The organism is Ignavibacteriota bacterium, assembly GCA_016212665.1.
Taxonomy (GTDB): Bacteria; Bacteroidota; Ignavibacteria; order UBA10030; family SZUA-254; genus FW602-bin19.
The window spans coordinates 63,321-86,128 of record JACREZ010000009.1 but is presented as its reverse complement, the minus strand read 5'-3'; the positions used below and the strand labels follow the sequence as shown (position 1 = coordinate 86,128).

Genomic DNA, 22,808 nt, shown 5'->3' with positions numbered 1-22,808 from the left:
AGTATATTAGTGCAGTAAAAACAAAAAGGAATAATCAATGAATAAAAAATCTGTTCTTGCAGCAATATTTTTAGTAACAATCGGAATCGTGTTTGGAGCGATACTCGTATCGAGTTTCAAAGGCGGAGTGGAATTTGGATTCGCGGGCGATGAGAATGTGAAACTCGGCGCACCGAGTAAACTTCACGATTCAAACTTCGATTCAAAAGCGTTGGGGAAATCGTTCGTGGCTGTTTCAAAAGCGGTAACGCCGACTGTTGTCTATATCAATGTGACAACCAAAGGTGGAAGCGGCGATTCAAAAGATGGGGGACTTCAGGAATTTTTCAAACACTTCGGACCGGACTTTAAGTTTGAAAACCCTGAGCCGCAACAAGGCGCAGGTTCCGGAGTTATCATCAACCCTGAAGGATATATTCTGACAAACAATCACGTCGTCGAAGGCGCGGCAGATGATGGCGTTGAAGTGATTCTCAACGACACGAGAAGATTGAAAGCAACAGTCGTCGGAACTGACCCGACCACCGATTTAGCCGTTGTGAAAGTTGACGGTGAAGATTTACCGACCGCCGCACTTGGAAATTCAGATAGCCTTGAAGTGGGCGAGTGGGTGATTGCAGTTGGTAATCCGCTTGGTTTGCAATCAACGGTAACAGCCGGTATTGTCAGTTTCATTGGAAGAAATATTGGGATTATTGATGCAAGCAATCCATATCGCATTGAAAATTTCATCCAGACAGATGCGGCAATCAATCCGGGAAACAGCGGCGGACCCTTAGTGAATCTTTACGGCGAAGTTGTCGGAATCAATTCAGCAATTGCTACAACGAATGCGAGATATCAGGGATACGGGTTTGCAATTCCGATAAATCTTGCAACGGCGGTTGCATCAGATATTATTAAGTATGGAAAAGTTCGTCGCGGATACATCGGGGTCAGCATTCGGAGCGTTGATGAAACTGATGCGAAAGCATTGGGCTTAAAAAACAAACACGGAGTATTTATTGATAATGTTCAGGTAGACGGTGCCGCCGCAGAAGCAGGATTGAAAGATGGTGATGTTATTCTTTCGATTGATGGAAAAGAAGTGAACGCATCGAACGAATTGCAATCCATGATTGCACAACATCATCCCGGAGATAATGTTACGTTGGAAATCTTCCGTGACGGGAAAACATTCAAGAAATCTGTAACTCTCCGTTCACGCGATGCAGAAACTGTTTCTGCAAGAGATTCAAATCCGAGAAAGAAAGAGAGTGATGAAGAGGAAATGCCAACGAAAACTGCTTCGTTCGAAGACATCGGATTTTCTGTGAAGAATTTAACATCGCAACAGAAAGAAGATTATGAAGTTGAGAATGGTGTGGTTGTGTCTGATGTGAAACGATTCAGCGAAGCATCAAATCGTTCACTGCGCACCGGCGATGTCATTCTCGAAGCCGATAAGAAGCAAATCAAATCGGTGAAAGATTTGAAATCGGTTCTCGAAAATCAGAAGGCGGGTGATGCGGTATTACTTCGTGTAAAACGAAGAGAAGGAACGACGAATTTTATCACGATGCAGATTCCAAAATAAGGACAACGCAGATTTGAATGATGAGGGTTGGGAATATTCCCGACCCTTTTTTATTTTGATGCAATCCAATTACAACTATATGATGACCAAAATACTTTTATTGATATTACTTCTTTCGTTTATAAGTTTATCGCAGCAACGAGGCGAAATTGAACTTGTCGAAACCACTCCCATCGAAACAACGCTCGACAATCCCGACATCCGTGATGCGTATGATGTTTGGCTCGAGATGATAAAACGGGCAGAGAAATCACTCGACATCGAACAATTTTATATTTCACCGGAGAAAGGTGAGCCGCTCGATGCCATTCTCTATGCGATTGAAGATGCGGCGGCTCGCGGTGTTCGTGTTCGGATTATTGTTGATTCGAGAATGTATAAAACGTATCCTGCTGTGATTGATAATTACAAGAATAAATTAAAATATGATGGGACGCCGTTGGAAGGAACTATCGAAACGCATGTCATTGACTTCGGAAAAATTGGAGGGGGAATTCAACATGCGAAGTTCTTTATTGTTGATGATGAAGAATTGTTTCTCGGAAGTCAGAACTTCGATTGGCGGGCGTTAAAGCATATTCAAGAACTAGGAATTCGATTGAAACACAAAGAAGCCGTTCAGGTCTATAAAGATATTTTCGAATTTGATTGGAGACTCTCCGGCAATGCAGAGGAAGCACGATTGAAACCGTTTATCGAACGGAGACAATATGCAACGTCAATGGAAATTATTGAGAGTAATAACGATACGATATTTTTCAAACCGACATGCAGTCCGAAACCATACATTGCCGATACACTTTTGTGGGATGAACCGAACATTGTCAATCTCATTAACAGTGCAAAAGAAGAAGTGTACTTGCAATTTCTTTCGTACTCGACAAAGGCAAGGGACAAAAGTACCTACTCATTAATTCAGGATGCGATGAAGAACGCCGCCGCACGGGGTGTGAAGGTAAAAATGATTGTTTCGGATTGGGAGAAAGACCATCCCGGAGTAGATTCTTTGCAGGCATTATCAACCACGCCGAATATCGAATTGAAATATATGGTTATTCCTGAATGGTCAGGTGGTTATATTTCGTATGCACGGGTTGTTCATTCCAAATTAATTCTCGTTGATGGAAAAGAGTTTTGGCTTGGGACAAGCAACTGTGAGAAAAGTTATTTCTACACTTCACGCAATTTGGGAATTGTAGTAAAGAACAATCGGCTTGCTAAACAACTTCAAAATATTTTCCACAAAAGTTGGAATAGTTCGTATGCAGAACGAATTACTATTGATGCAAAATATGAGGTCAGAGAACATGGAGAGCGAAAATGAGGTTTGTAACTTAGTAGATAAATTTGTACATTTTGCCGTTCAAAAAATTAAGTAAAACACTTGGAGAGGTGGGTGAGTGGCTTAAACCAGCGGTTTGCTAAACCGCCGTACGGGGTCAACCTGTACCGAGAGTTCAAATCTCTCCTTCTCCGCCAACAATAAAACGAAATCCCCATTCACTTGGGGATTTTTTATTTCAAATATTATGACAATATCAGAAAAAATCCGAGTCCGTTTTGCGCCAAGTCCGACAGGTTATTTACACGTCGGCGGTTTGCGTACGGCGCTTTACAATTATCTTTTCGCCCGAAAAAATAACGGCGTGTTTGTTCTTCGCATTGAAGATACAGACCGTACACGCTATGTTGAAGGGGCTGTTGAGAATCTTCTGAAGACTCTTGCTTGGGCTGGATTGGAGTATGATGAAGGACCGCGAATTTCGGATTGCGGATTGTCAATTTCAAATTGTTCTAACTCAATAAATTATCCAGGTGTTGTTCAGGTAGGCGAGTTTGGTTCGTATATTCAATCGGAACGATTAGAGATTTACCAAGAACATGTACAACACCTGATAGAAAAGAAAAAAGCATACTATTGCTTTTGTTCTGCAGAGCGATTAGAACAACTTCGGAATGAACAGCAACAGAAAAATCTTCAAACGAAGTATGATAAGTTCTGTTTGAATCTTTCAGAGGAAGAATTCAAAAAGAAAATTGCTGAAGGGTTGCCTTACGTGGTTCGACTGAATGTTGAACAGAATCAAACAGTTACTGTTGATGATTTGATTCGAGGTCGGGTTGAGTTTAACAGCAACTTGATTGATGACCAAGTGTTAATTAAAAGCGACGGATTCCCGACATACCATCTTGCAAATGTTGTTGATGACCATTTGATGAGGATAACTCATGTTATTCGAGGCGAGGAGTGGTTGCCTTCGACTCCGAAGCATGTGCTTTTGTATGATGCCTTTGGATGGGAGAAACCGAACTTTGCCCATCTTCCGTTGTTGTTGAATCCTGATAAATCAAAACTCAGCAAACGGCAGGGTGACGTTGCAGTGGAAGATTATCGGGCAAAAGGATTTTTGAAAGATGCGCTGATTAATTTTGTCGCATTGCTTGGATGGAATCCGGGGACAGAACAGGAGTTCTTTTATCTGAATGAACTTGTCGAACAGTTTTCGTTGGAACGAGTTCATCAGGCGGGCGCGGTGTTTAATCTCGACAAATTAAATTGGTTGAACTTTGAGCATCTCCGAAAATTGCCGGACGAAGAAGTCTTGATAATGTTGAAGATTGAATTATCAAACAGCAAGTTCAGTGGAAAACAATTTGCAGATGAATATTTGCTTCGAGTTATCGAAGCGATGCGTCCACGTGTTTCGTTTGTTAAGGATTTTATCGAACAGAGTTCCTACTTTTTTGAAGCGCCGGCACACTACGAAGAAGATGCTGTGAAGAAGCGATGGAAAGAAGATACTCCGGTTCACCTCAGAAAACTGATTGAGGAATATTCTTTTTTAGAAAATCCGACAAAAGAAATGTTCGAAGCCGCACTTCATAAAACAGCAGAAGCACTCGGTATCGGAAACGGAAAATTGATTCATGGCGTTCGGCTTTCGGTTTCTGGAGTCAGCGGCGGTCCGGGACTTTATGATATTTTATTTATCTTGGGGAAAGATGAAGTAATCAAGAGAATTCAAATTGCAATAGAGAAAATAACACACCCCTAAATCCCCTCTCAAGAGGGGACTTCCAATTCCCCTCCTTGGAGGGGTTAGGGGTGGGTCGCACATGAGAATAGAAAAACATTTATGGATACAAACACAGACAATAAATCAAACGAGATTATTAAATCGAAAAACTTCATTCAGGAAATCATCGAAGAAGATTTGAAGAACGGCAAAAATGATGGGCGGGTTCACACTCGTTTTCCACCGGAGCCGAATGGTTATCTTCACATCGGTCATGCAAAATCTATTTGCCTGAACTTTGGTTTGGCGCAACAGTACGGAGGAAAGACCAACCTCCGATTCGATGACACCAATCCGACAAAAGAAGAACAAGAGTATGTTGATTCCATCAAGCAAGATGTACGCTGGCTTGGGTTTGATTGGGAGGAACGGGAATTTTTCGCCTCGGATTATTTCGACCAACTGTATGAGTGGGCAATTCAACTTATCAAAAAAGGAAAAGCATTTGTTTGTGATTTGAATGCTGATGAAGTAAGGAAACATCGCGGTACACTCACTGAACCGGGGAAGGAAAGTCCGTTTCGTAATCGCTCATTGGAAGAAAATCTTGATTTGTTTGAGCGGATGCGCAAGGGAGAATTTCCTGACGGGACGAGAACGCTACGTGCGAAGATTGACATGTCGCATCCGAACCTGAACATGCGTGACCCGGTGTTGTACAGGATTCTCCATGCCGAGCATCATCGAACAGGGAACAAGTGGTGCATTTATCCAATGTACGATTATGCACACGGTCAGTCGGATTCGATAGAAGGAATTACACACTCGATATGTACGCTTGAGTTTGAAGACCATCGCCCTCTGTACGATTGGTTTATCGAGCAGTTGGGAATTCATCATCCGCAACAGATTGAGTTTGCACGGTTGAATCTTTCATTTACGGTGATGAGCAAGAGAAAATTGTTGCAGCTTGCTGAGGAAAAAATTGTCAATGGTTGGGATGACCCGCGAATGCCGACAATTTCCGGTTTACGACGACGTGGTTATACTCCTGAATCAATCCGTTATTTTGCGGATAAAGTCGGAGTTGCAAAGCGTGAGAACATGATTGATGTCGGTTTGCTTGAACACAGTCTACGCGAAGATTTAAATAAGCGCGCTGCTCGAATGATGGCAGTGCTTCGTCCGTTGAAGGTTGTTATAACAAATTATCCCGACAATCAAACAGAAGAACTTGAAGCGGTCAACAATCCCGAGGACCCGGCGATGGGAACGAGGAAACTTCCGTTCTCGAAAGTCATTTATATTGAGCAGGATGATTTCCGCGAGGTTCCTCCTCCGAAATATTTCAGATTATTTCCGGGGGGAGAAGTACGATTGCGATATGCTTACATCATCAAGTGTGTTGATGTGGTAAAAGATGCATCAGGCAACGTGGCAGAAATTCATTGCACGTACGATCCTGAAACAAAGAGCGGAACCGGAACAAGTCAGAGGAAAGTGAAAGGGACGATTCATTGGGTCTCTGCTCAACATGCGGTTAATTCGGAAGTGCGATTATATGACCGATTGTTTACTGTCGAGAATCCGGGCGGAGATGAATGGAAATCATTCATCAATCCGAACTCGCTTGAAGTTTTATCAAACGCGAAGGTGGAACCGGCGTTAGCAAGTGTGAAGATACAAGAACGATTTCAGTTTGAGCGTCTTGGCTATTTTTGTGTTGATTTGGATTCGACATCTGAGAAGTTAGTTTTCAATCGGGCAGTTACGTTACGAGATACTTGGGCGAAGATTGAAAAAAGTGGAAGTTGATTTTGGTTCGGAATTAACATATTTGTAATTTAAATAAACATCAACAAATTATTCAAAAAGTATGGAAACAGTAGTCGTTCAATTAACAAACCAAAATGCTTTAGGTTTGCTACAAAAACTCGAAGAGATGCACATCATAAAATTGTTAAGAAACAATCTTCAGACTCAACAAGATCTCTCTGAGAAGTTTGCCGGAAAACTTCCGCCGGATGTTGCAGATGATTTGCAACGACATATTACTCAAAGCAGAGGTGAATGGTGGTTTTCTAACTACCTGAATTTACAGTACTAAAATAATGTGAGTGAAGTATAATGCTGTTTATCCGAACGATTTCATTCAACAACAAATGTTAATTCGTGAAATAAAAGGAAAAAAGTTATGAGATATCAGTCTTTAATCATTGAAAATTTTAGAGGAATTTCCAAACTTGAGTTATCAGATTTAAAAAGAATTAATCTGTTGGTTGGAAGAAATAACTCTGGAAAAACCTCTGTACTAGAGGCTATTTTTTTGTTGTCAGGTATGTCCAATCCTCAACTTCCTGTTAATATTCACAATTTTCGCGATTTAATTCTGACGAACGATGATGATTTTAGTTTTATGTTTAGGAATATGAACTTTGAATCACCCATAATCTTAAGTGGTCAGATTGATAACCGAAACAGAAAGTTGATTATCACTCCTCTTTATGTAGACTACAGGCCACAACAAACTAAGAAGCAGAAAAATACAGAAATAGTTAATTCACAGGATAAGTATACAGCCTCAACAAATTTTGTACGTCTTGTAGAAGGAATTCAATTAGATTGTTATAACCATACGAATCAACGTTTTCATGGGCAAATAAGTTTGAAAGAAAGTAAAGTGACCGTACCCTCACCTTATAAAGAAAACTTACGGTGTGCCTATTTAAACCAAAAAACAATAATGTTCCAAATTGATAAACAGATGGAGGGTTTGTTAGTTCAAAAAAAATTAGATAATGTGATTGCAATACTCAAAGGCATAGAACCAACTATAACTGATATTAGAATGGGAGCAGGAGGGATGATTTTTGTTGATATTGGTTCTGAAAACTTAATGCCATTAAATATAATGGGAGATGGAATGAGAAGAATATTGGCATTCTTAGCCGCATTAGCTGATATGAAAAATGGAGTTTTGTTGATTGATGAAATCGAAAATGGTTTTCATTATGCATCGTTAAAGGTTGCTTGGAAAGCAATACTTTCGACATGTAAGGAATACAATGTACAACTAATTGCTACAACACATTCATTAGAGTGTATTGAAGCACTTTCGGATTGTTATTCAGAAAACGAACCAGAAGGTGATGATATTCGTCTTTTTCGTATTCAGAAGGAATCTGAAAATTCAAAAGTAATTGCTGCCACTTCTCAGGTATTAAAAACGACTATTGAAAAAGAATTCGAGATACGTTAATGAATAAAAACATTAAAATTGAATCGAAGTATTTATTGCTAGTTGAAGGTAAGGACGAATGTAATTTTTTTGACGCTTTTCTTTCACATTTAAGAATTAGCGGGGTACAAGTAGTTGATATTGGAGGTAAAGATAATTTCCTCAAGGAATTTCCTGCCCTTACACTTATTGAAGGATTTTCGTCGGTAAAACGATTAGGTTTTGTGCGGGATGCAGAAACAAATCAACCTCTTACAGTATTCTCAAGTATTTGTAATATTTTACAAAAGCATAAACTTCCTATTCCGATTAATCCAAATGCCATAATGATGAATGATGGTATTTATGTGGGTGTTTTTATAATGCCTGACAATAAAGATCCCGGTATGTTGGAAAATCTTTGTTTGCAAACGATTTCAAGTGATTCTATTAATGAATGTATCGATACTTATATCGGGTGTGTTCAATCACAACAACGTGAGGGTGAAAAATTAATATACAACGATTCCAAAGCTCGAGTCCAAGCTTATCTTGCTTCTCGTTCTCCTATAGTAAATTCTTTAGGACTAGGAGCGCAAAAAGGATATTGGAACTTTGACCATGAATGTTTTGATGGAATAAGTAAGTTTCTAAAACTACTTTTTCTTTAAGAATGAAAGTTCCTTTTGCTTCTGGTTCGACAAACTTCTATATTTGCACCGTCTTATGCGCAATGATGTTATCAGAATAAAGAACGCCTCGTTTTATGCATATCACGGGGCAGATACGGATGAGCAAAACTTAGGCGGCAAGTTCGAGGTGGATGTCGAACTTCATGCCGACCTTTCTTCCGGCATTTCGCACGATAGTCTCAAACAGACGCTTGATTACGAAACAATCTATTCCCTTATTCAAACAACAGTGACAGCAAAAAAATATTATTTGCTTGAAACACTTGCAGATACAATTATGAAAAATATCTTGCGGGAGTTTTCTTTGGTTGATGCAATTACCGTCCGAATTCGCAAGCCGCATCCGCCCATTAAAGGTGTGGTTGATTATGTCGAAGTGGAAGTTTCGGAGAAACGATGAACGGCAATGTTTCGAGTGTTTCTTGGTTTGGGTTCAAATATCGGAGACAGAGTGCAATTTCTTTCTCAGGCAATTTCAATGATTGAGCAGTTTGGAACAATTGAACAGATTTCTTCTGTATATGAAACGGAACCGGTCGGTATGACTGATGCAAATCCTTTTTACAATCTTACAGTTGAAATATCAACAGAGAAACAACCGCAGTCGTTATTAAACTCTTTGAAAAAAATCGAAACAAAACTCGGACGTTCCTCTTCTTCGCACATGAAACCAAGAGTGATCGATATAGATATTTTGCTTGTTGATGGCTACATCTACAACGATGAACAACTTGAAATTCCACATGCTGAACTCGCGAACAGACGATTTGTTCTTGAACCGCTCAATGAACTTGCACCACAACTTGTTCATCCAGTTTTGCATCAATCAATATCAACGCTTTTGATGAATTGCTCAGACACACACACAGTAACTCGAACGGAAATTATTTTACCATTTCATAGAACTATGGAGATTGCTTGAACCCTTCACTCGAAACTCTTATTCAGGAAACCGACATACGATATATTGCCATCGAAGGTGTGATTGGCGCGGGAAAAACAAGTCTCGCACAGATGCTTTCGGAAAAACTTAGCGGCAATCTCATTATGGAAAAATTTGAAGAGAATCCGTTCCTGCCAAAGTTTTATGATGACAATGAACGCTTTGCTTTTCAAACACAAATATTCTTTTTGTTGAGCCGCTACAAACAGCAACAGCAGTTGTATCAGACTGATTTGTTTCATCGCTTTCTTATTTCAGATTATATTTTCGAGAAGGATAAAATCTTTGCATATCTCACGCTTGCTGATGATGAGTTGAAGTTATATGAAACGCTGATTCAAAGCATCGAGCATAATATCCCGACGCCAGATATCGTTGTATATATTCAATCAAGTGTTGAACGATTGATGTCGAACATCAAAAAGCGGGGGAGAGATATGGAGAAGAACATGTCGGAGCAATACATTCGCGATTTGAATGAGGCGTACAATTATTTCTTCTTCCGCTATAAAGCCGCGCCGTTGCTCATTGTAAACGCGTCGAATATTGATTTCGTGAACAACAATGCTCATTTTGAAGAACTCGTATATGAAATCTTCCGTCCGAACAAAGCGCCGGTTGAATATTACAATCCTGTCAGTTTGATTCGATAACCATGTTGCGCTATCTTCTCTATCTGTTGTTATTCTGGGTTGTGTGGCGATTGATCCGGAACACGAAAATTGTTGTGACAAAACACCGTCAGCAACCGTTTCAACAACCACAACAACAGCGCGACGGTACGTTCAAGCATGTACAAGATGCGGAGTTTGAAGACGTAACTCCCGGTTCTGAGGAGAAAAAGTAAAGCCGCATTTTCAACTTCCCGTCGTTGAATAACCAACATTATACTTTCGAGGATAAACTCAAGAACATTGCTGTCAGGTTCCTGGAGTTTTTTCTCACACCTTCTCACATTCCTCAACTCAAGCCGGAACACATCAAGAATATTCTTGTCGTTCGTCAGCACGACCAACTTGGCGATATGTTATGCGTTGTTCCGTTGCTACGAACATTGAAAAATCAATTTCACAATTCTCATGTAACACTTATTGCAAGCCCCGTCAATTATCACATCATGAAACACCATCCGTTTGTTGATGTTGTGTTAAATTATGATAAGGAAATACTCAGGCGTTCATGGATGGCGACACATTCATTCCTCAGCGCTTTGCGTTCAAGAGAATATGATTTGGCAGTTGTACCTGCAACTGTTTCCGTTTCGGTGACAAGCGATTTGCTTGCGTTGCTTTCGGGAGCGAATATCAGAATCGGGGCGAAACGTTTGTCGGGTAAACCGAATCAATCGGCATTCTGTTTTACTCATGCAGTGGAACTTGATTGGACAGACGAACCGCACCGTCATCAAACTGTAAGAAATATTGACGTTCTAAAATTACTTCATCTACCGTGTGATGATTTGTCTTGTGTGATTGAATTGACAGAAGATGAACAGGCGAGAGCAAAAGATTTTTTGAAACCATTTCGCGAACGGTACAAGTTGTTTGCCGGGTTTCATCCTGGGGCGGGAAAAAAAGAGAACCAATGGAATGCAGAGAAATTTGCCGCCGTTGCAAATCAACTGTATTCGGAATATGAATCGCTGACTGTTATTACCTGCGGACCGAAAGATGAAGAACAAGTGGAGCGGATGGTCGCTCATTTACATTATCCGTATGTGGTTGTGAAACAACAATCCATCAGGGATGTCGCTGCCATCATTAATGAACTAGACGTCTTTGTTTCCAATGATACGGGAATAATGCACGTCGCGGCAGGAACGAAAATGCCGTTGCTATCCCTCTTCGGTCCGACTGATCCTTTGCAATGGGCTCCAATCGGTATGAAGAACCATTACATCGCATCGAACGATGGTACCATTGATTCAATTTCAATTGAACAAGTCTATTCTGAAGTGCAGAAAATAATTAGCAAAAGTACTTTGTAGCAAGTATATTTATGCAAACAACAATGACTCAATCATTCAATCGTCAATCGCAAATCGCCGAAGAAATTCCCCTGAATCTCGAAGAGGAAATTGCGCGCTACAAAAAGAAACTCAACGCAGTTTTGCTTGCTCACTATTATCAAGAGAGTGAAATTCAGGATATTGCCGATTTTGTTGGGGATAGTTTGGAACTTTCGCGTAAAGCCGCCTCAACCAATGCCGATGTTATCGTGTTTGCTGGTGTTCATTTCATGGCAGAGACTGCGAAGATTATAAATCCGGCAAAGCAAGTGTTACTTCCCGATATGAATGCAGGCTGTTCGCTTGCAGAAGGATGTCCTGCACCTGAGTTCAAACAGTTTATTGAACAACATCCCGGACACACGGTTATTTCGTACATCAATTGCTCGGCGGAAGTGAAAGCGTTGAGTGATATTATTTGTACATCAAGCAATGCAGAGAAAATTATTCGACAGATTCCTGAAGGACAGCCAATTATCTTTGCGCCGGATAGAAATCTTGGTAAATATCTTCAAAAGAAAACGGGAAGGAAGATGGTGATTTGGCAGGGGACGTGTGTTGTCCACGAGACGTTTTCTGATAGAAAGATTCTTCATCTGAAATCCGTCTATCCTCAGGCAAAACTCATTGCACATCCAGAATGTGAAGAAGTAGTTCTCGACCAAGCGGATTATATCGCATCCACAAGCGGATTGCTGAAATATGTTCAGCAAAGTCCTGACAAAGAATTTATCATCGCAACGGAAACGGGAATCATTCATCAGATGCAAAAGGCATGTCCCGATAAATTGTTTATCCCTGCGCCGCCGGAAGAAAGTTGCGCATGTAATCAATGTCCCTACATGAAACTCAATACGATGGAGAAAGTCTATCTGTGTATGAAGAACCGTTCTCCTGAAATTACGTTGCCTGAAGAGTTACGATTGAAAGCGTTGAAGCCGTTGCAACGGATGATGGAGATGAGTTGAATTTCGGTTTCCTGTTTCCGGTTTTCAGTTTTCGGTTTTCAGTTTATTAGTTTTTGTTATCAAGAATATTGATGGAAAATAACATTACAATAAGGGAAAAAAGGAGACTCTTTATTGATTTGGCTTTACGCCGTCAACATCCCGGTTCCGGTTCAGCAAAGGAATTTCTTATGAAAAGAACAGCAGTAACAATTTGGACAGATTTGACAAAAGTGCTTTCTCCAATTGAATGGGCAGTAGTTGGTGCGGTGGCTACAAGACACTATATGCCTGAACGAATGACTCAGGATTTGGATGCAATTATTTCTTTGGAGGATGCAAATGAGGCGAGAGAAAAGTTGTTGAAAGCACGTTTTACATTTGAAGGCGAACTAACCATCGGAGGAAGTACATGGAAATCACCAAAGAAAAAATATATTGATTTACTTGAATCTGATGCTGAATGGATTAGCGATGCAATTAAAGAGGCGCAGAAAAATCGTGACCTTCAAGGGTTGCCGATTTTACCGTTTCGTTTTCTTGTGTTAATGAAATTTCAAGCAGGAAGACCACAAGACTTAGCAGATATATCAAGAATGTTAGGTCAAGCAGATGTATCCTTAATTCGTTCTACCAAAAAAGTATTTCAGGAGTGGCAACCCGATGGATTAAAGGACCTTCAGCAATTGCTTAAACTTGGTCAATTAGAAATCAGGTAAGTATAGTTCTTGTTCTACTGTTTCATATCAATTTATCATAAGAAATCAAAATGAATAATAATAAACGATTGTCGCTTCTCCTTTTTTTAATTTTAAATTTTTCATTTTGCATTTACTCGCAAGAGAAAGTTGCTCGTCCGTACGATTCCCTCGCATTGAACATTCATAAAACCGGACTTGCTTCGGGAAAAGCGTACGAACTTCTCTATGAACTTAGTACAACAATCGGACATCGGTTAAGCGGTTCCGAGAACGCGGCGAAAGCAGTTGCGTGGGCGAAACGGAAAATGGAATCGCTCGGATTTGATAGCGTGTATCTCGAACCGGTGATGGTTCCGCATTGGGTGAGAGGAGATGTTGAGCAGGCGTATGTTCTCGGTTCGTCATTCGGAAGTAATGGGAAACAACATGAGAATGTCGAATTGACTGTCTGTGCGTTGGGTGGAAGCGTTGCAACTCCGGCGGAAGGAGTGACAGCCGAAGTGATTGAAGTGAAAACATTTGAAGAATTACAGGCGTTGGGAGAGAAAGCGAAAGGAAAGATTGTGTTCTTCAATCGCCCGATGGATAAAAGTAAGTTAGGAACATTTGAAGCATACGGAGGCGCAGTGAACCAGAGGGGAAGCGGCGCAGTTGCGGCGGCAAGTGTCGGCGGTGTTGCGGCGATTGTTCGTTCAATGACGATGCAGTTGGATGATGTTCCCCATACCGGCTCGATGCACTATGTTGATTCGTTGCCGAAAGTACCGACAGCGGCAATAAGTACGGTTGATGCAAATTACCTGAGCGAATTGTTGAAGAAAGAACAATCAGTTCGTGTGAATCTCAAATTATCCTGCCAGACGTTGCCCGATGTTGAATCGGCAAATGTGATTGGTGAACTGCGCGGCACAGAATTTCCTGACGAAGTAATTGTGATTGGCGGGCATTTTGATAGTTGGGATAAGGGACAAGGCGCGCATGATGATGGGGCAGGATGTATGCAATCAATCGAGGCGTTACGGTTGCTGAAAGAAATGGGATTGAAACCGAAGCGAACAATTCGAGCAGTCCTTTTTATGAATGAAGAGAACGGATTGCGCGGCGGTGAAGAATATGCGAAGCGGGATTTGACAAAAGATAAACATCTTGCCGCGATGGAATCGGATGCGGGGGGATTTACACCGAAAGGGTTTGGCGTTTCGACCGATTCGGTAACGTTTGAGAAGATTGCACGATGGGCATATTTATTTGAGCCGGTGGATGCCGACAGAATCCGAAAGGGAGGCGGCGGCGCCGATATTTCTGCGCTTGGTAGAAAAGGCGTTGTTACTATTGGTTTACGACCGGATAATCATCGGTATTTCGATTATCATCATTCCGATAACGACACGATTGACAAAGTGAACGAGCGTGAACTTGAACTTGGCGCGGCGGCGATGGCAGTGCTGGCTTATGTGCTTGCGCAAGAAGGATTGTAGTTTTGCAGGAGTGCAAGGGGGCAGGGCGCTGGGGGGGGGATAGGAGAATATTATTTCTTCTCTTTCAGTTGCTTAGCAGTGGTCTCAATTTGTTTAATAAAGTCTTCTTCAACCCGTGAAAGTTGATCTTTATTTATCTCCCTGAATTTTCCGTACTCGATTCGGGCTTTTTCAATTGCTTGTTCATGACTGATACTGCCCGCATGTGGCAGTATTTCGTTGCCGGTCATTTTCAAAAAGTCATTCAGTCGTTCTACCCAATCTTTCATGTACATGGGTGTTCGGTTCAACGCTTGTAACTCTGCAACTTCGAGATAGGCAGTTACCATTCTGTTGAGAATGTTCAGCTCTTCTTCACTCAGATAATTTTTCGCAATTTCAATATCTTGTGGTGTTGGCTTACTCCCTTTGAAATTCGTCAATCCTAAATTTGGTTTTCCTGCGTCAACTCTGTTGTAAATTACTTCAGCCGCTGTGTTACCGTGCGCCGCCCAATGCATTTTATTTTGAACGGTTTTGAAAAACTCTTTTGAAATTTCTTCATTCGGGTCGTAGTCAATGCTTGTGGCATAAATATCCAGTACTTTGCGCCAGAATATTTTTTCACTGCTTCGTATATCGCGGATGCGCGCAAGCAGTTCCTCGAAGTAATTTCCTCCTCCGGCATTTTTCAATAATTCATCGTTGAGCGTAAATCCTTTGACAATGTATTCTTTAAGACGCTGTGTTGCCCAAATGCGAAAGTGTGTTGCCACATGAGACTTAACACGGTAGCCAACAGATATTATTACATCAAGATTGAAGTATTGCATCTTGCGTTTTACTTCACGGTTACCTTCTTTTTGAACTGTCAAGTAATCCCTGACTGTTGCTTCAGCCAGCAATTCTTTTTCCTCAAAAATATTTTGAATGTGCAAACTGATATTTTGCTTTGTGGTTTGAAACAGTTCTGCCAGTTGGCTTTGCGTGAGCCAAACTGTTTCTTCCTCCATCCGTACTTCAACTTTCGTGATGCCGTTTGGTGATTGATAAATAAGTATTTGTGATGTATTTTCCATTGTTTCACACGATTAGATGCCATACCAGCAGCAAAAGAGCGCCAGATAAACCATTCACATACCCGATAATTACTTTGAGCATGTGAATGAAATATAAATATAAATTAACTTTCTATTAACTATTCCATCTCCACCCCGGAACGAAGAAACGAGAGCAAAGTTCTTCCACTATTGTTCCAACTATTCATACATTTTGCCAATTCTTCGGCGAACAATTTTGGTTTTTAATCTGTTTTTCTTTACGTTCACCCATTCCATGATACACATTGTGTGAAATTGTAATACAAAAACAAATAATTTGCTCCATCATCAATCAGGTTTTCATGTAACAGAACAGAAAGGGAGTTCCTTTGAACAATAGTTTCTTACAACATCAGCCGGTGAATACAAATGTTTGGATCATCGAAGACCATCACGAAACACGGAAGACACTCGTTTCTCAGGTGCAGGCAATCGAAAACTACCGGTGCACCTTAGCGGTCGAATCGTGCGAGGAAGCATTCAAGGTCTTGAAAACTTCCGAGCCGCCGCATATTATCCTGCTCGATATTCATCTCCCCGGCATGAGCGGGCTTCAGGGATTGAATAAGTTCAAGAAGCACTCTCCCGGCACGCACGTTATCTTTATGACAGTCAACGACGAACTCGAAGCAATTATCTATGCAATGAACAACGGGGCATCGGGATATTACTGGAAAGGGGCGCAACACTACAACATCGAAGAGATGATGCGCGATGTGATGAACGGCGGATGCCCGATGGACGCATTTACCGCAAAGAAAATTATCGAACGAAATAAAACCTTTTCCCGCGTAGAAAACGCATACGATTTATCGGAACGGGAACTGCAAATTCTCCAACTCTTCGCAGGCGGAAAAACTGCACAACAAATTGCCAACGAACTATTTCTCTCCTACAATACCGTCAACGACCACCGGAAGCACATCTACGAAAAACTTCATGTCCACAACCGCGCCGAAGCAACCTCCAAAGCGCTCAGGGAAGGGTTACTGGATAAAACTTTCGGTTTGTAAGCCGCTCATCGAATCCACTCTGCCGTTGTCATGCATACAACCTCTACCACGAAGAACACGAAGATAGTTCCACAAAGTTACACCAAGCGAAATTTGTTCTTTCTTTGTGAAACTTTGTGAATCATCCTTTGAGTTCTTTGTGGTAACAAAAACTTTTCCGACCACAAAATCCTCACAAGAGTAAAAATAAATTGAAAAATCCCCAATTCTGGGGATTGACTTGCCTCATTATTCTTCGTACCTTTGCCTCATCAAAAATTCTTCATTCCGTTATTTCAAAACACAGAGAGAATTTCCTCTAAAACGGCATGAAATAGGGAAAAAGCCACCCCAATCTACTGTTCTTTACATAAGGTTTTAATACTACTCTTGTCATGGAGATAATAAATCGGCTGAATTTATTACATACATGAACAAGAATTTGGAAAAACAAAGCATACTTCGGAAAAACCAAGGATGTTTTCGGAAAAACTAAGGATGTTTTTAGAAAAACCAAGTATGTTTATAGAAAAACCAAGCATGTTTTCGGAAAAACCAAGGATGATTTTAGAAAAACCAAGTATGTTTTTAGAAAAACCAAGTATGATTTCGGAAAAACCAAGTATGTTTTTAGAAAAACTAAGGATGTTTTCTGAATAACCAAGCATGTTTTACGTAATAATAAGTACAATAATTGATTTTTTAATCAAGATATCACAGGAAAAAAACTACATCTGAAATAACACAATTACAACAAAAGGAGAAGCAATGGCAAAATCAAAAATTAAATTAGGACTTGCGACGATGCAGCCGCAGGAGAAAGTAGAGTTCTCGTCGAACGTTCTGGCAAAGATGACAGGAAATGCAAATTTTCCAAATCCGAATCCTGATTTGAACACAGTTCAACAAAAACAGGATGACCTGAAATTAGTTCTGAGCAATTTGGAACAGGCACGACAAACAGTGGCTCAACTTGCAGCCGAGGCGGAAGAAAAAGAGAAAGCCTTGGATGAATCATTAAGTTTGTTAGCAAGTTATGTGGAAAATGTCAGTAATGGAGATGAAGTAATCATCCTTAGTTCCGGTATGTCAGTTCGTTCGACGGTGAAACTTACGAAGCCGATGCCGCAAGTGTTGGATGTTCGTGTTTCGCAGGGGACAAACGAAGGGGAAGTTGACTTGCGTTGGAAGAGCATCAAGGGGGCAAAGTCGTATGCGCTGGAATATTCTCCCGACCCGATAGGACCCTCGACATGGACACACGGAGGCATAGCCCCGAAAGCAAAATTCACGATAGGAAATCTTGAGAGCGGAAAGAAATACTGGTTCCGCGTAGCCGCAGTCGGCGCCGAAGGGAGAGGAATGTGGAGCGACCCGGCGGTGAAGTGGGTGGGGTGAGGGGGGAATATATAAATAATTAACAAGTTATTTACACTTCAGAAATTCTAAGTTTTTTCAGAAACAATAAGGAAAGTTATGCCTGATATTAAAAATCTTGAATACTTTGAACCATCACGAGATGCAAAATTAGAATGGCTCGGAACACGAAAAGAAGAAATGCCAATTGCAGGTGCAGGAATCAAGTTGCCTGGGTTGTTTTCTACTAGTAAAAAAGATAGAGATCAAATCTTATTAATACTTATTATCATGGGAGAATTATTCGGGGCTTGGCGTATCTTGGAGGAGGGAGGAATGCTTGCTGTACAAGTATTGGTTCCATTGGCAATTGTAGCTGATATTATTTTTGCAATATTACTTCATAGGAAAGAAGCAGAGAGATGTCGTGCAAGGAACGAATTGGCTGATTTAGAGTTCTTAGGTCCAAAAATTGATGATAAAGATGTCGATCCAAATGATCCAGCACAACGTAGCAGACAAATTGAAATTACTCGCCAACGTATAAAGATGGCTTTAGAAAAAGGTAAGATTCTAGATAATGTTTTTATTACCTTTATTATCCTGATCGCTATTGGGAAGACATTGGGTTTTATGTTGCTGTATGAAGATTTTGACGTAAATGTAATAGCCATGGCAGTAATTTATATAACAGTAGCAGTTGGGCACATAAAAATTACTGGCTTCTGGTATAAAGAGATGTATACAACTTATAAAGTGATCAGAGATTACAAAAGATTCACCTCGAGTGGTGGTAAAACCTATGGTGTTCGGAGTTATAAAACACTTATAAAAGTTAAAAAAGAATTGAAGTTAGTTCCATATCAGGTTCGAACTTTTCATTATTTGGAAAAAGTCGAAAATGATGAAGGAGAGATAAAAGAAAAAAAAATGGAAAATGTATATATGTTCAAATCACAGGGAATGTTAACAGATGAGGATTTACACGCGTTCATTTCAATTCAACCTGAGGTAGAGCAAAAAAGTGTTTTAGCAAAATATGGTTTGAGGCATCAACTTGATATGTTAAATGCATAAAATAAAATTTTAAAAAACAAATTGCATATTATGAAATCCCATTTTTTGAAGCATCGAGCGATCCTTATTGAAAAAATATGTTTAATATTTTTACTTGTTTTTATTGTTTCATGTTCAAAAAAAAACAATCAAGATGAAGTTTACATAAAAGTATTACTCTTTAATAAACTTGGAAATAATCCATCAGAGAGGCTTCCAATGGATTTACAAAAATTAAGTTATGTAATAGAACAACCTGAAAACAATTTGCAAATATTGCCTTCGGTAATTTTAGTAAGAGTGGATAAGACTACTAATGATTCTTTAGTCATTGAGCCATCAGTTAGTTGGATTCAATTTGCAAAATCGAAATGGTTGGGAATAAAAAATATTAAAGCGGAAACATATAATTCTAACTTAAAAGATTATTTTTTAAGTTTTGTTGTTGGTAATGCTATGTCGATGGAGGGTGATAAAAAAGATATAACTGAAAACTTAATAAATTCGTTATACTCTTCAACAACAAATATTATTGTTTATTCTAACTCTGTTACAAAAGATTCAATACAGATCGCGGGATATAAGTTTCGATCTTTCAATAATATGGACTCGTTACGTCAATTTATAGCAGCTAGACAGAATAAGAATGAAGAATCGGATAATGTTGGAACCTATACCATACTTTACAACCCGAATACATATGAAAATATTATCGGTGTTTGGAAAGGAAGGATCCAACTAAGAGTTTCTGAGGAACTCGATGATTTAACAATCACTGTTTCACGTCAAGAGGGAGCGAACTTTAGTGGCAATTTAGACTATTCTATTTTTAGTCGAACAGTTACTAATTCCTTTAGAGGTACAATTCAGGATAATAATAAATTGGTTTTTTTTGAAACAGTCAGAGATTCACTAATAGATGGTATTTGGGAATGTAGAATATCGTTTCATGGACGTTCTATTGAGGAGGGAACGAAAAAGAATTATAGAGGTAATTTATCGTACGTATTCAGCGCAAATAAAGAGTGATTTTATAGTATGCTACACGTGAACATTATCTTCACTTTTATCTTACTTTTACCTACTGCTCATCTTGGAAATGTATTTTCACAAGAGAAGTTAGTTGAGTTCAATCATTTAGAAATATTTGAAAGTTCGAAATTAAAATTCAACGCTTCATTAGATTTCATAGATTATTTTAAATTAATATCAGTAACAACCGGCTATCCACTTCTAGATCATAAAATTCAGGTTGCTGATGATTCGACAGAAAACTATGTTAAAATTTTACCTCGAAAGGCAACCAACGTGGCTTTTCGCCTTGGTCTTGGTACTTCAGGTCAAATGGGTGATGAAAGACATAGCGGAATTATTTTGGGTGGTATTGGAATCCAAGTACCATTAATAACGATTTGTGATAGGACAACTTCATTAGGTGATTTAGAATTATCGCTTGAACCCTCATTTGAATTGTTCAATATAAAAAATACAAACGGGGCTTGGCGGAGCACAATTGAATATAATCTTAAGCTACCAATTACCTTCGCAAGTAATAGTCCATTAAAAATAGGGATTCAATATTCTACCAACACATACTCGAATGATTACTTCGGAATTCAAGCATCATTTTATCCTTTTGATAGATCGGTTACCCCTTCAGTGACTACAGATCATCAGAATAGGTCAAAGAATCTACCCAATAAGATCGAACGTACAATTGAAAAAATGAATAGGCAGATAGATGAACAAAAGAATACAATCGTGAATTTAAATGAAGATAATAAGAACCTTAAACAATCAATCGATTCACTTATTCTTGTGGTTGATTCTATAAAACGAAATACTGATGTAATTTCTATGATGTTGAAAGATTCTACTTTGATTTATGAGTACATAAATAAAGAGGAAATAGATTTTGCAACAAAGGCACTTGATACTGCATATGTTAGACACAAATCAAAACTTGAAGAAATGCTCAGAATCTTTATGTTTATTGGAAAATCGTATTTCGACGTGCAAGAATTCCAACAAAGTATAAACTATTTTTTACTAGTTAAGCAGTTGATATTCGTGACCAATATCCAATATCCGGAAGTGTTTTATTACTTAGGATTTGCCTATTCACAAATGAATAATATTCCAATGTCATGTGAGGAGTTGAAAATTTATTTAGCCTTGGTTACGGAGAATAGTGAACATCGTCAGGAGGCGGTGCTGCAGATTGAGCAATGCGATAAGAAAAAGAATGTTAAATCAGAGAAAAATGAAGTTGAAATGATATCAAGCGAGAGTGATTATGGAAATATTCTTCAACAATATAGGGGAAAGGTATTAGTAATGCATTTTTGGGCTAGTTGGTGTAAACCATGTATAAAAGAATTGAAATCTTTTAATCAATTTTATACCAAGCGAAATAAAGAACTAAAAGAGGCAGACGTTGAAATTCTAACAATAAGTACAGATCTCTCTACAAATATTCTTATTGATTATATGCGCAGAGAACGATATACTTTCCCAGTAATGCTTGATATCATGGATCAAAGATGTATTGAGTGGGCAAATAAAAGATTTGTGAGTTCAGATAAAAAAATTGAGGGGATACCGTTTACTTTGATAATTGATAAAAATGGTAGATGTGAAAAATTTCAATCTTTAGATTGGAACGCAAATGAAACCAATACCATAATTAATAGATATCTTAACAAATAGTTGACGAGCAGCAAATTTATGAAAAAATTATTGCTATTTCTTTTTTTAATTCCAATGTGGTTCAGTTATGGCCAGGGAAATGAGGAAACAAATATAGGAGATCTTAGGGATCAGATTATCAAACAATTAGAGGGGTTACATGAAACAGTTAAAAACGAAACTAAGGCCGATTCAAAGAGTAATCCTTCAGAATCGTATGGAGGGATGATGAGAATAATGAATGCTGATTGTATTAAGGAAGCAGTAGAATTTTCTCTAGAAAAATTTTTAGGAACGATTGAGACAGCAGATATAAACGAGGTTCAGATTGCAACTATGAGTAAGGTTGCCAAACTCCTTCAATTTATTAAAAATGATTCTTTGATTGATAATATCCAATATATACGTGACATCGTTGAATGTGATCAATTTTGTTCTCCTTTAATTGCGCATCTATCATCATGTTATGCTGTCGCTGTCGCAAATACAAAACATGAATTTATCTTTTTCCCCACTGGTAGCGATATTGTTCCCTCAAAATATTCAAGTATTATTGATACTTACTCAAATATTTTAAAAAGCGATAGGACTAAAAGAATTGCATTATTTGGAAATGCTAGCAGAGTTGGTGAAAAACAGTTTAACAGGAATTTATCTGGCAGACGTGCTACTAGTGTACTTAATAAATTCGTTGCTAATGGAATTCCACGCGAGAGGATTAGTATGACATGGTTTGGCTGGGAACCACCAAAAATAAATAAAGAAGTTGCATCTAGATGGTCTCTAAATGAGGAATATAGAAAGTTTGGCGAACAAATGATTAATCAAAATGTAATAGTTGTTATTTATGGTTCTAAGTAGTTTTTCTTATTCTTGCGACCCTATTATTTTTCAAGAGAAGGAATGTATCATCTAACGCTCCAGCGTCTTCCAAAATAAATTTCAAAAGTAGTCAGTCATCAAGCCTATCATTCCTCATCGGGATGATGGGCTTTGTTATTTTCACTTATTATAAACCATCCCGGAATCTTGAATCATTAATCTACGAAGTGTTTGTC

Annotated in this window: 24 protein-coding genes and 1 tRNA gene; 23 read left to right on the top strand and 2 right to left on the bottom strand. The window is 39.2% G+C overall.

Annotated elements, in window-relative coordinates:
- Window positions 1–37: 37 nt before the first annotated feature.
- The 16 genes from HY960_03295 (at window position 38) to HY960_03220 (ending at window position 14,579) form a co-directional block, all read left to right on the top strand.
- Window positions 38–1,576: a Do family serine endopeptidase gene (locus HY960_03295; protein ID MBI5214758.1), complete on the top strand. Its 1,539-nt coding sequence runs from the start codon at window positions 38–40 to the stop codon at window positions 1,574–1,576.
- 79 nt (window positions 1,577–1,655) lie between these two features.
- Entirely contained in the window at window positions 1,656–2,900 is a 1,245-nt protein-coding gene (locus HY960_03290; GenBank protein ID MBI5214757.1) for a hypothetical protein, read from the top strand.
- A 62-nt stretch (window positions 2,901–2,962) separates the two neighbouring features.
- Window positions 2,963–3,055: transfer RNA gene (locus tag HY960_03285), tRNA-Ser, on the top strand.
- A gap of 50 nt (window positions 3,056–3,105) precedes the next feature.
- On the top strand, window positions 3,106–4,632 hold the full coding sequence (locus tag HY960_03280; protein ID MBI5214756.1) for a glutamate--tRNA ligase: 1,527 nt from the start codon (window positions 3,106–3,108) through the stop codon (window positions 4,630–4,632).
- 81 nt (window positions 4,633–4,713) lie between these two features.
- On the top strand, window positions 4,714–6,408 hold the full coding sequence (locus HY960_03275; protein MBI5214755.1) for a glutamine--tRNA ligase/YqeY domain fusion protein: 1,695 nt from the start codon (window positions 4,714–4,716) through the stop codon (window positions 6,406–6,408).
- Window positions 6,409–6,469: 61 nt separating this feature from the next.
- Entirely contained in the window at window positions 6,470–6,700 is a 231-nt protein-coding gene (locus HY960_03270; protein MBI5214754.1) for a hypothetical protein, read from the top strand.
- Window positions 6,701–6,787: 87 nt separating this feature from the next.
- Window positions 6,788–7,852 (top strand): AAA family ATPase, encoded by a 1,065-nt coding sequence (locus HY960_03265; GenBank protein ID MBI5214753.1) that lies wholly within the window; start codon window positions 6,788–6,790, stop codon window positions 7,850–7,852.
- Window positions 7,852–8,481 (top strand): hypothetical protein, encoded by a 630-nt coding sequence (locus HY960_03260; GenBank protein MBI5214752.1) that lies wholly within the window; start codon window positions 7,852–7,854, stop codon window positions 8,479–8,481. Before HY960_03265 ends, HY960_03260 begins: the two co-directional genes overlap by 1 nt.
- 55 nt (window positions 8,482–8,536) lie before the next feature.
- Window positions 8,537–8,902 carry a dihydroneopterin aldolase gene (folB, locus tag HY960_03255; protein ID MBI5214751.1) on the top strand — a complete coding sequence of 122 codons (366 nt, stop codon included), beginning with the start codon at window positions 8,537–8,539 and terminating at the stop codon, window positions 8,900–8,902.
- A gap of 6 nt (window positions 8,903–8,908) precedes the next feature.
- A complete protein-coding gene (gene folK, locus HY960_03250) occupies window positions 8,909–9,424 on the top strand; it encodes a 2-amino-4-hydroxy-6-hydroxymethyldihydropteridine diphosphokinase (protein ID MBI5214750.1) in 516 nt (171 codons plus the stop codon).
- A 20-nt stretch (window positions 9,425–9,444) separates the two neighbouring features.
- Window positions 9,445–10,098: a deoxynucleoside kinase gene (locus HY960_03245; GenBank protein ID MBI5214749.1), complete on the top strand. Its 654-nt coding sequence runs from the start codon at window positions 9,445–9,447 to the stop codon at window positions 10,096–10,098.
- Between the two features lie 2 nt (window positions 10,099–10,100).
- Complete coding sequence (locus HY960_03240; GenBank protein MBI5214748.1) at window positions 10,101–10,292, top strand: hypothetical protein; 192 nt, start codon at window positions 10,101–10,103, stop codon at window positions 10,290–10,292.
- Window positions 10,293–10,316: 24 nt separating this feature from the next.
- Complete coding sequence (locus tag HY960_03235; protein ID MBI5214747.1) at window positions 10,317–11,432, top strand: glycosyltransferase family 9 protein; 1,116 nt, start codon at window positions 10,317–10,319, stop codon at window positions 11,430–11,432.
- Window positions 11,433–11,443: 11 nt separating this feature from the next.
- Complete coding sequence (gene nadA / locus HY960_03230) at window positions 11,444–12,421, top strand: quinolinate synthase NadA (protein MBI5214746.1); 978 nt, start codon at window positions 11,444–11,446, stop codon at window positions 12,419–12,421.
- A 170-nt stretch (window positions 12,422–12,591) separates the two neighbouring features.
- On the top strand, window positions 12,592–13,119 hold the full coding sequence (locus HY960_03225; protein ID MBI5214745.1) for a hypothetical protein: 528 nt from the start codon (window positions 12,592–12,594) through the stop codon (window positions 13,117–13,119).
- Between the two features lie 50 nt (window positions 13,120–13,169).
- Window positions 13,170–14,579: a M20/M25/M40 family metallo-hydrolase gene (locus HY960_03220; protein ID MBI5214744.1), complete on the top strand. Its 1,410-nt coding sequence runs from the start codon at window positions 13,170–13,172 to the stop codon at window positions 14,577–14,579.
- A 50-nt stretch (window positions 14,580–14,629) separates the two neighbouring features.
- On the opposite strand, the gene HY960_03215 is transcribed toward HY960_03220, so the two are convergent.
- On the bottom strand, window positions 14,630–15,637 hold the full coding sequence (locus tag HY960_03215) for a virulence RhuM family protein (GenBank protein ID MBI5214743.1): 1,008 nt from the start codon (window positions 15,635–15,637) through the stop codon (window positions 14,630–14,632).
- Window positions 15,638–15,987: 350 nt separating this feature from the next.
- On the opposite strand from HY960_03215, the gene HY960_03210 reads away from it, so the two are divergent.
- Entirely contained in the window at window positions 15,988–16,671 is a 684-nt protein-coding gene (locus HY960_03210) for a response regulator transcription factor (GenBank protein ID MBI5214742.1), read from the top strand.
- Here HY960_03210 and HY960_03205 read toward each other — a convergent pair.
- Window positions 16,645–16,836 carry a hypothetical protein gene (locus tag HY960_03205; protein ID MBI5214741.1) on the bottom strand — a complete coding sequence of 64 codons (192 nt, stop codon included), beginning with the start codon at window positions 16,834–16,836 and terminating at the stop codon, window positions 16,645–16,647. The genes HY960_03210 and HY960_03205 overlap by 27 nt on opposite strands.
- A gap of 312 nt (window positions 16,837–17,148) precedes the next feature.
- Between HY960_03205 and HY960_03200 the strand changes: the two genes are divergently transcribed.
- The 6 genes from HY960_03200 to HY960_03175 all read left to right on the top strand — a co-directional run bounded on the left by HY960_03200 (window position 17,149) and on the right by HY960_03175 (window position 22,611).
- Complete coding sequence (locus tag HY960_03200; protein MBI5214740.1) at window positions 17,149–17,310, top strand: hypothetical protein; 162 nt, start codon at window positions 17,149–17,151, stop codon at window positions 17,308–17,310.
- 108 nt (window positions 17,311–17,418) lie between these two features.
- Complete coding sequence (locus HY960_03195; protein ID MBI5214739.1) at window positions 17,419–18,048, top strand: fibronectin type III domain-containing protein; 630 nt, start codon at window positions 17,419–17,421, stop codon at window positions 18,046–18,048.
- Window positions 18,049–18,126: 78 nt separating this feature from the next.
- Window positions 18,127–19,083, top strand: a complete 957-nt coding sequence (locus tag HY960_03190; GenBank protein ID MBI5214738.1) for a hypothetical protein — start codon at window positions 18,127–18,129, stop codon at window positions 19,081–19,083.
- Between the two features lie 30 nt (window positions 19,084–19,113).
- Entirely contained in the window at window positions 19,114–20,091 is a 978-nt protein-coding gene (locus HY960_03185) for a hypothetical protein (GenBank protein MBI5214737.1), read from the top strand.
- Window positions 20,092–20,109: 18 nt separating this feature from the next.
- Window positions 20,110–21,771: a TlpA family protein disulfide reductase gene (locus HY960_03180; protein MBI5214736.1), complete on the top strand. Its 1,662-nt coding sequence runs from the start codon at window positions 20,110–20,112 to the stop codon at window positions 21,769–21,771.
- Window positions 21,772–21,789: 18 nt separating this feature from the next.
- On the top strand, window positions 21,790–22,611 hold the full coding sequence (locus tag HY960_03175; GenBank protein MBI5214735.1) for an OmpA family protein: 822 nt from the start codon (window positions 21,790–21,792) through the stop codon (window positions 22,609–22,611).
- The last annotated feature ends 197 nt before the right edge of the window (window positions 22,612–22,808 follow it).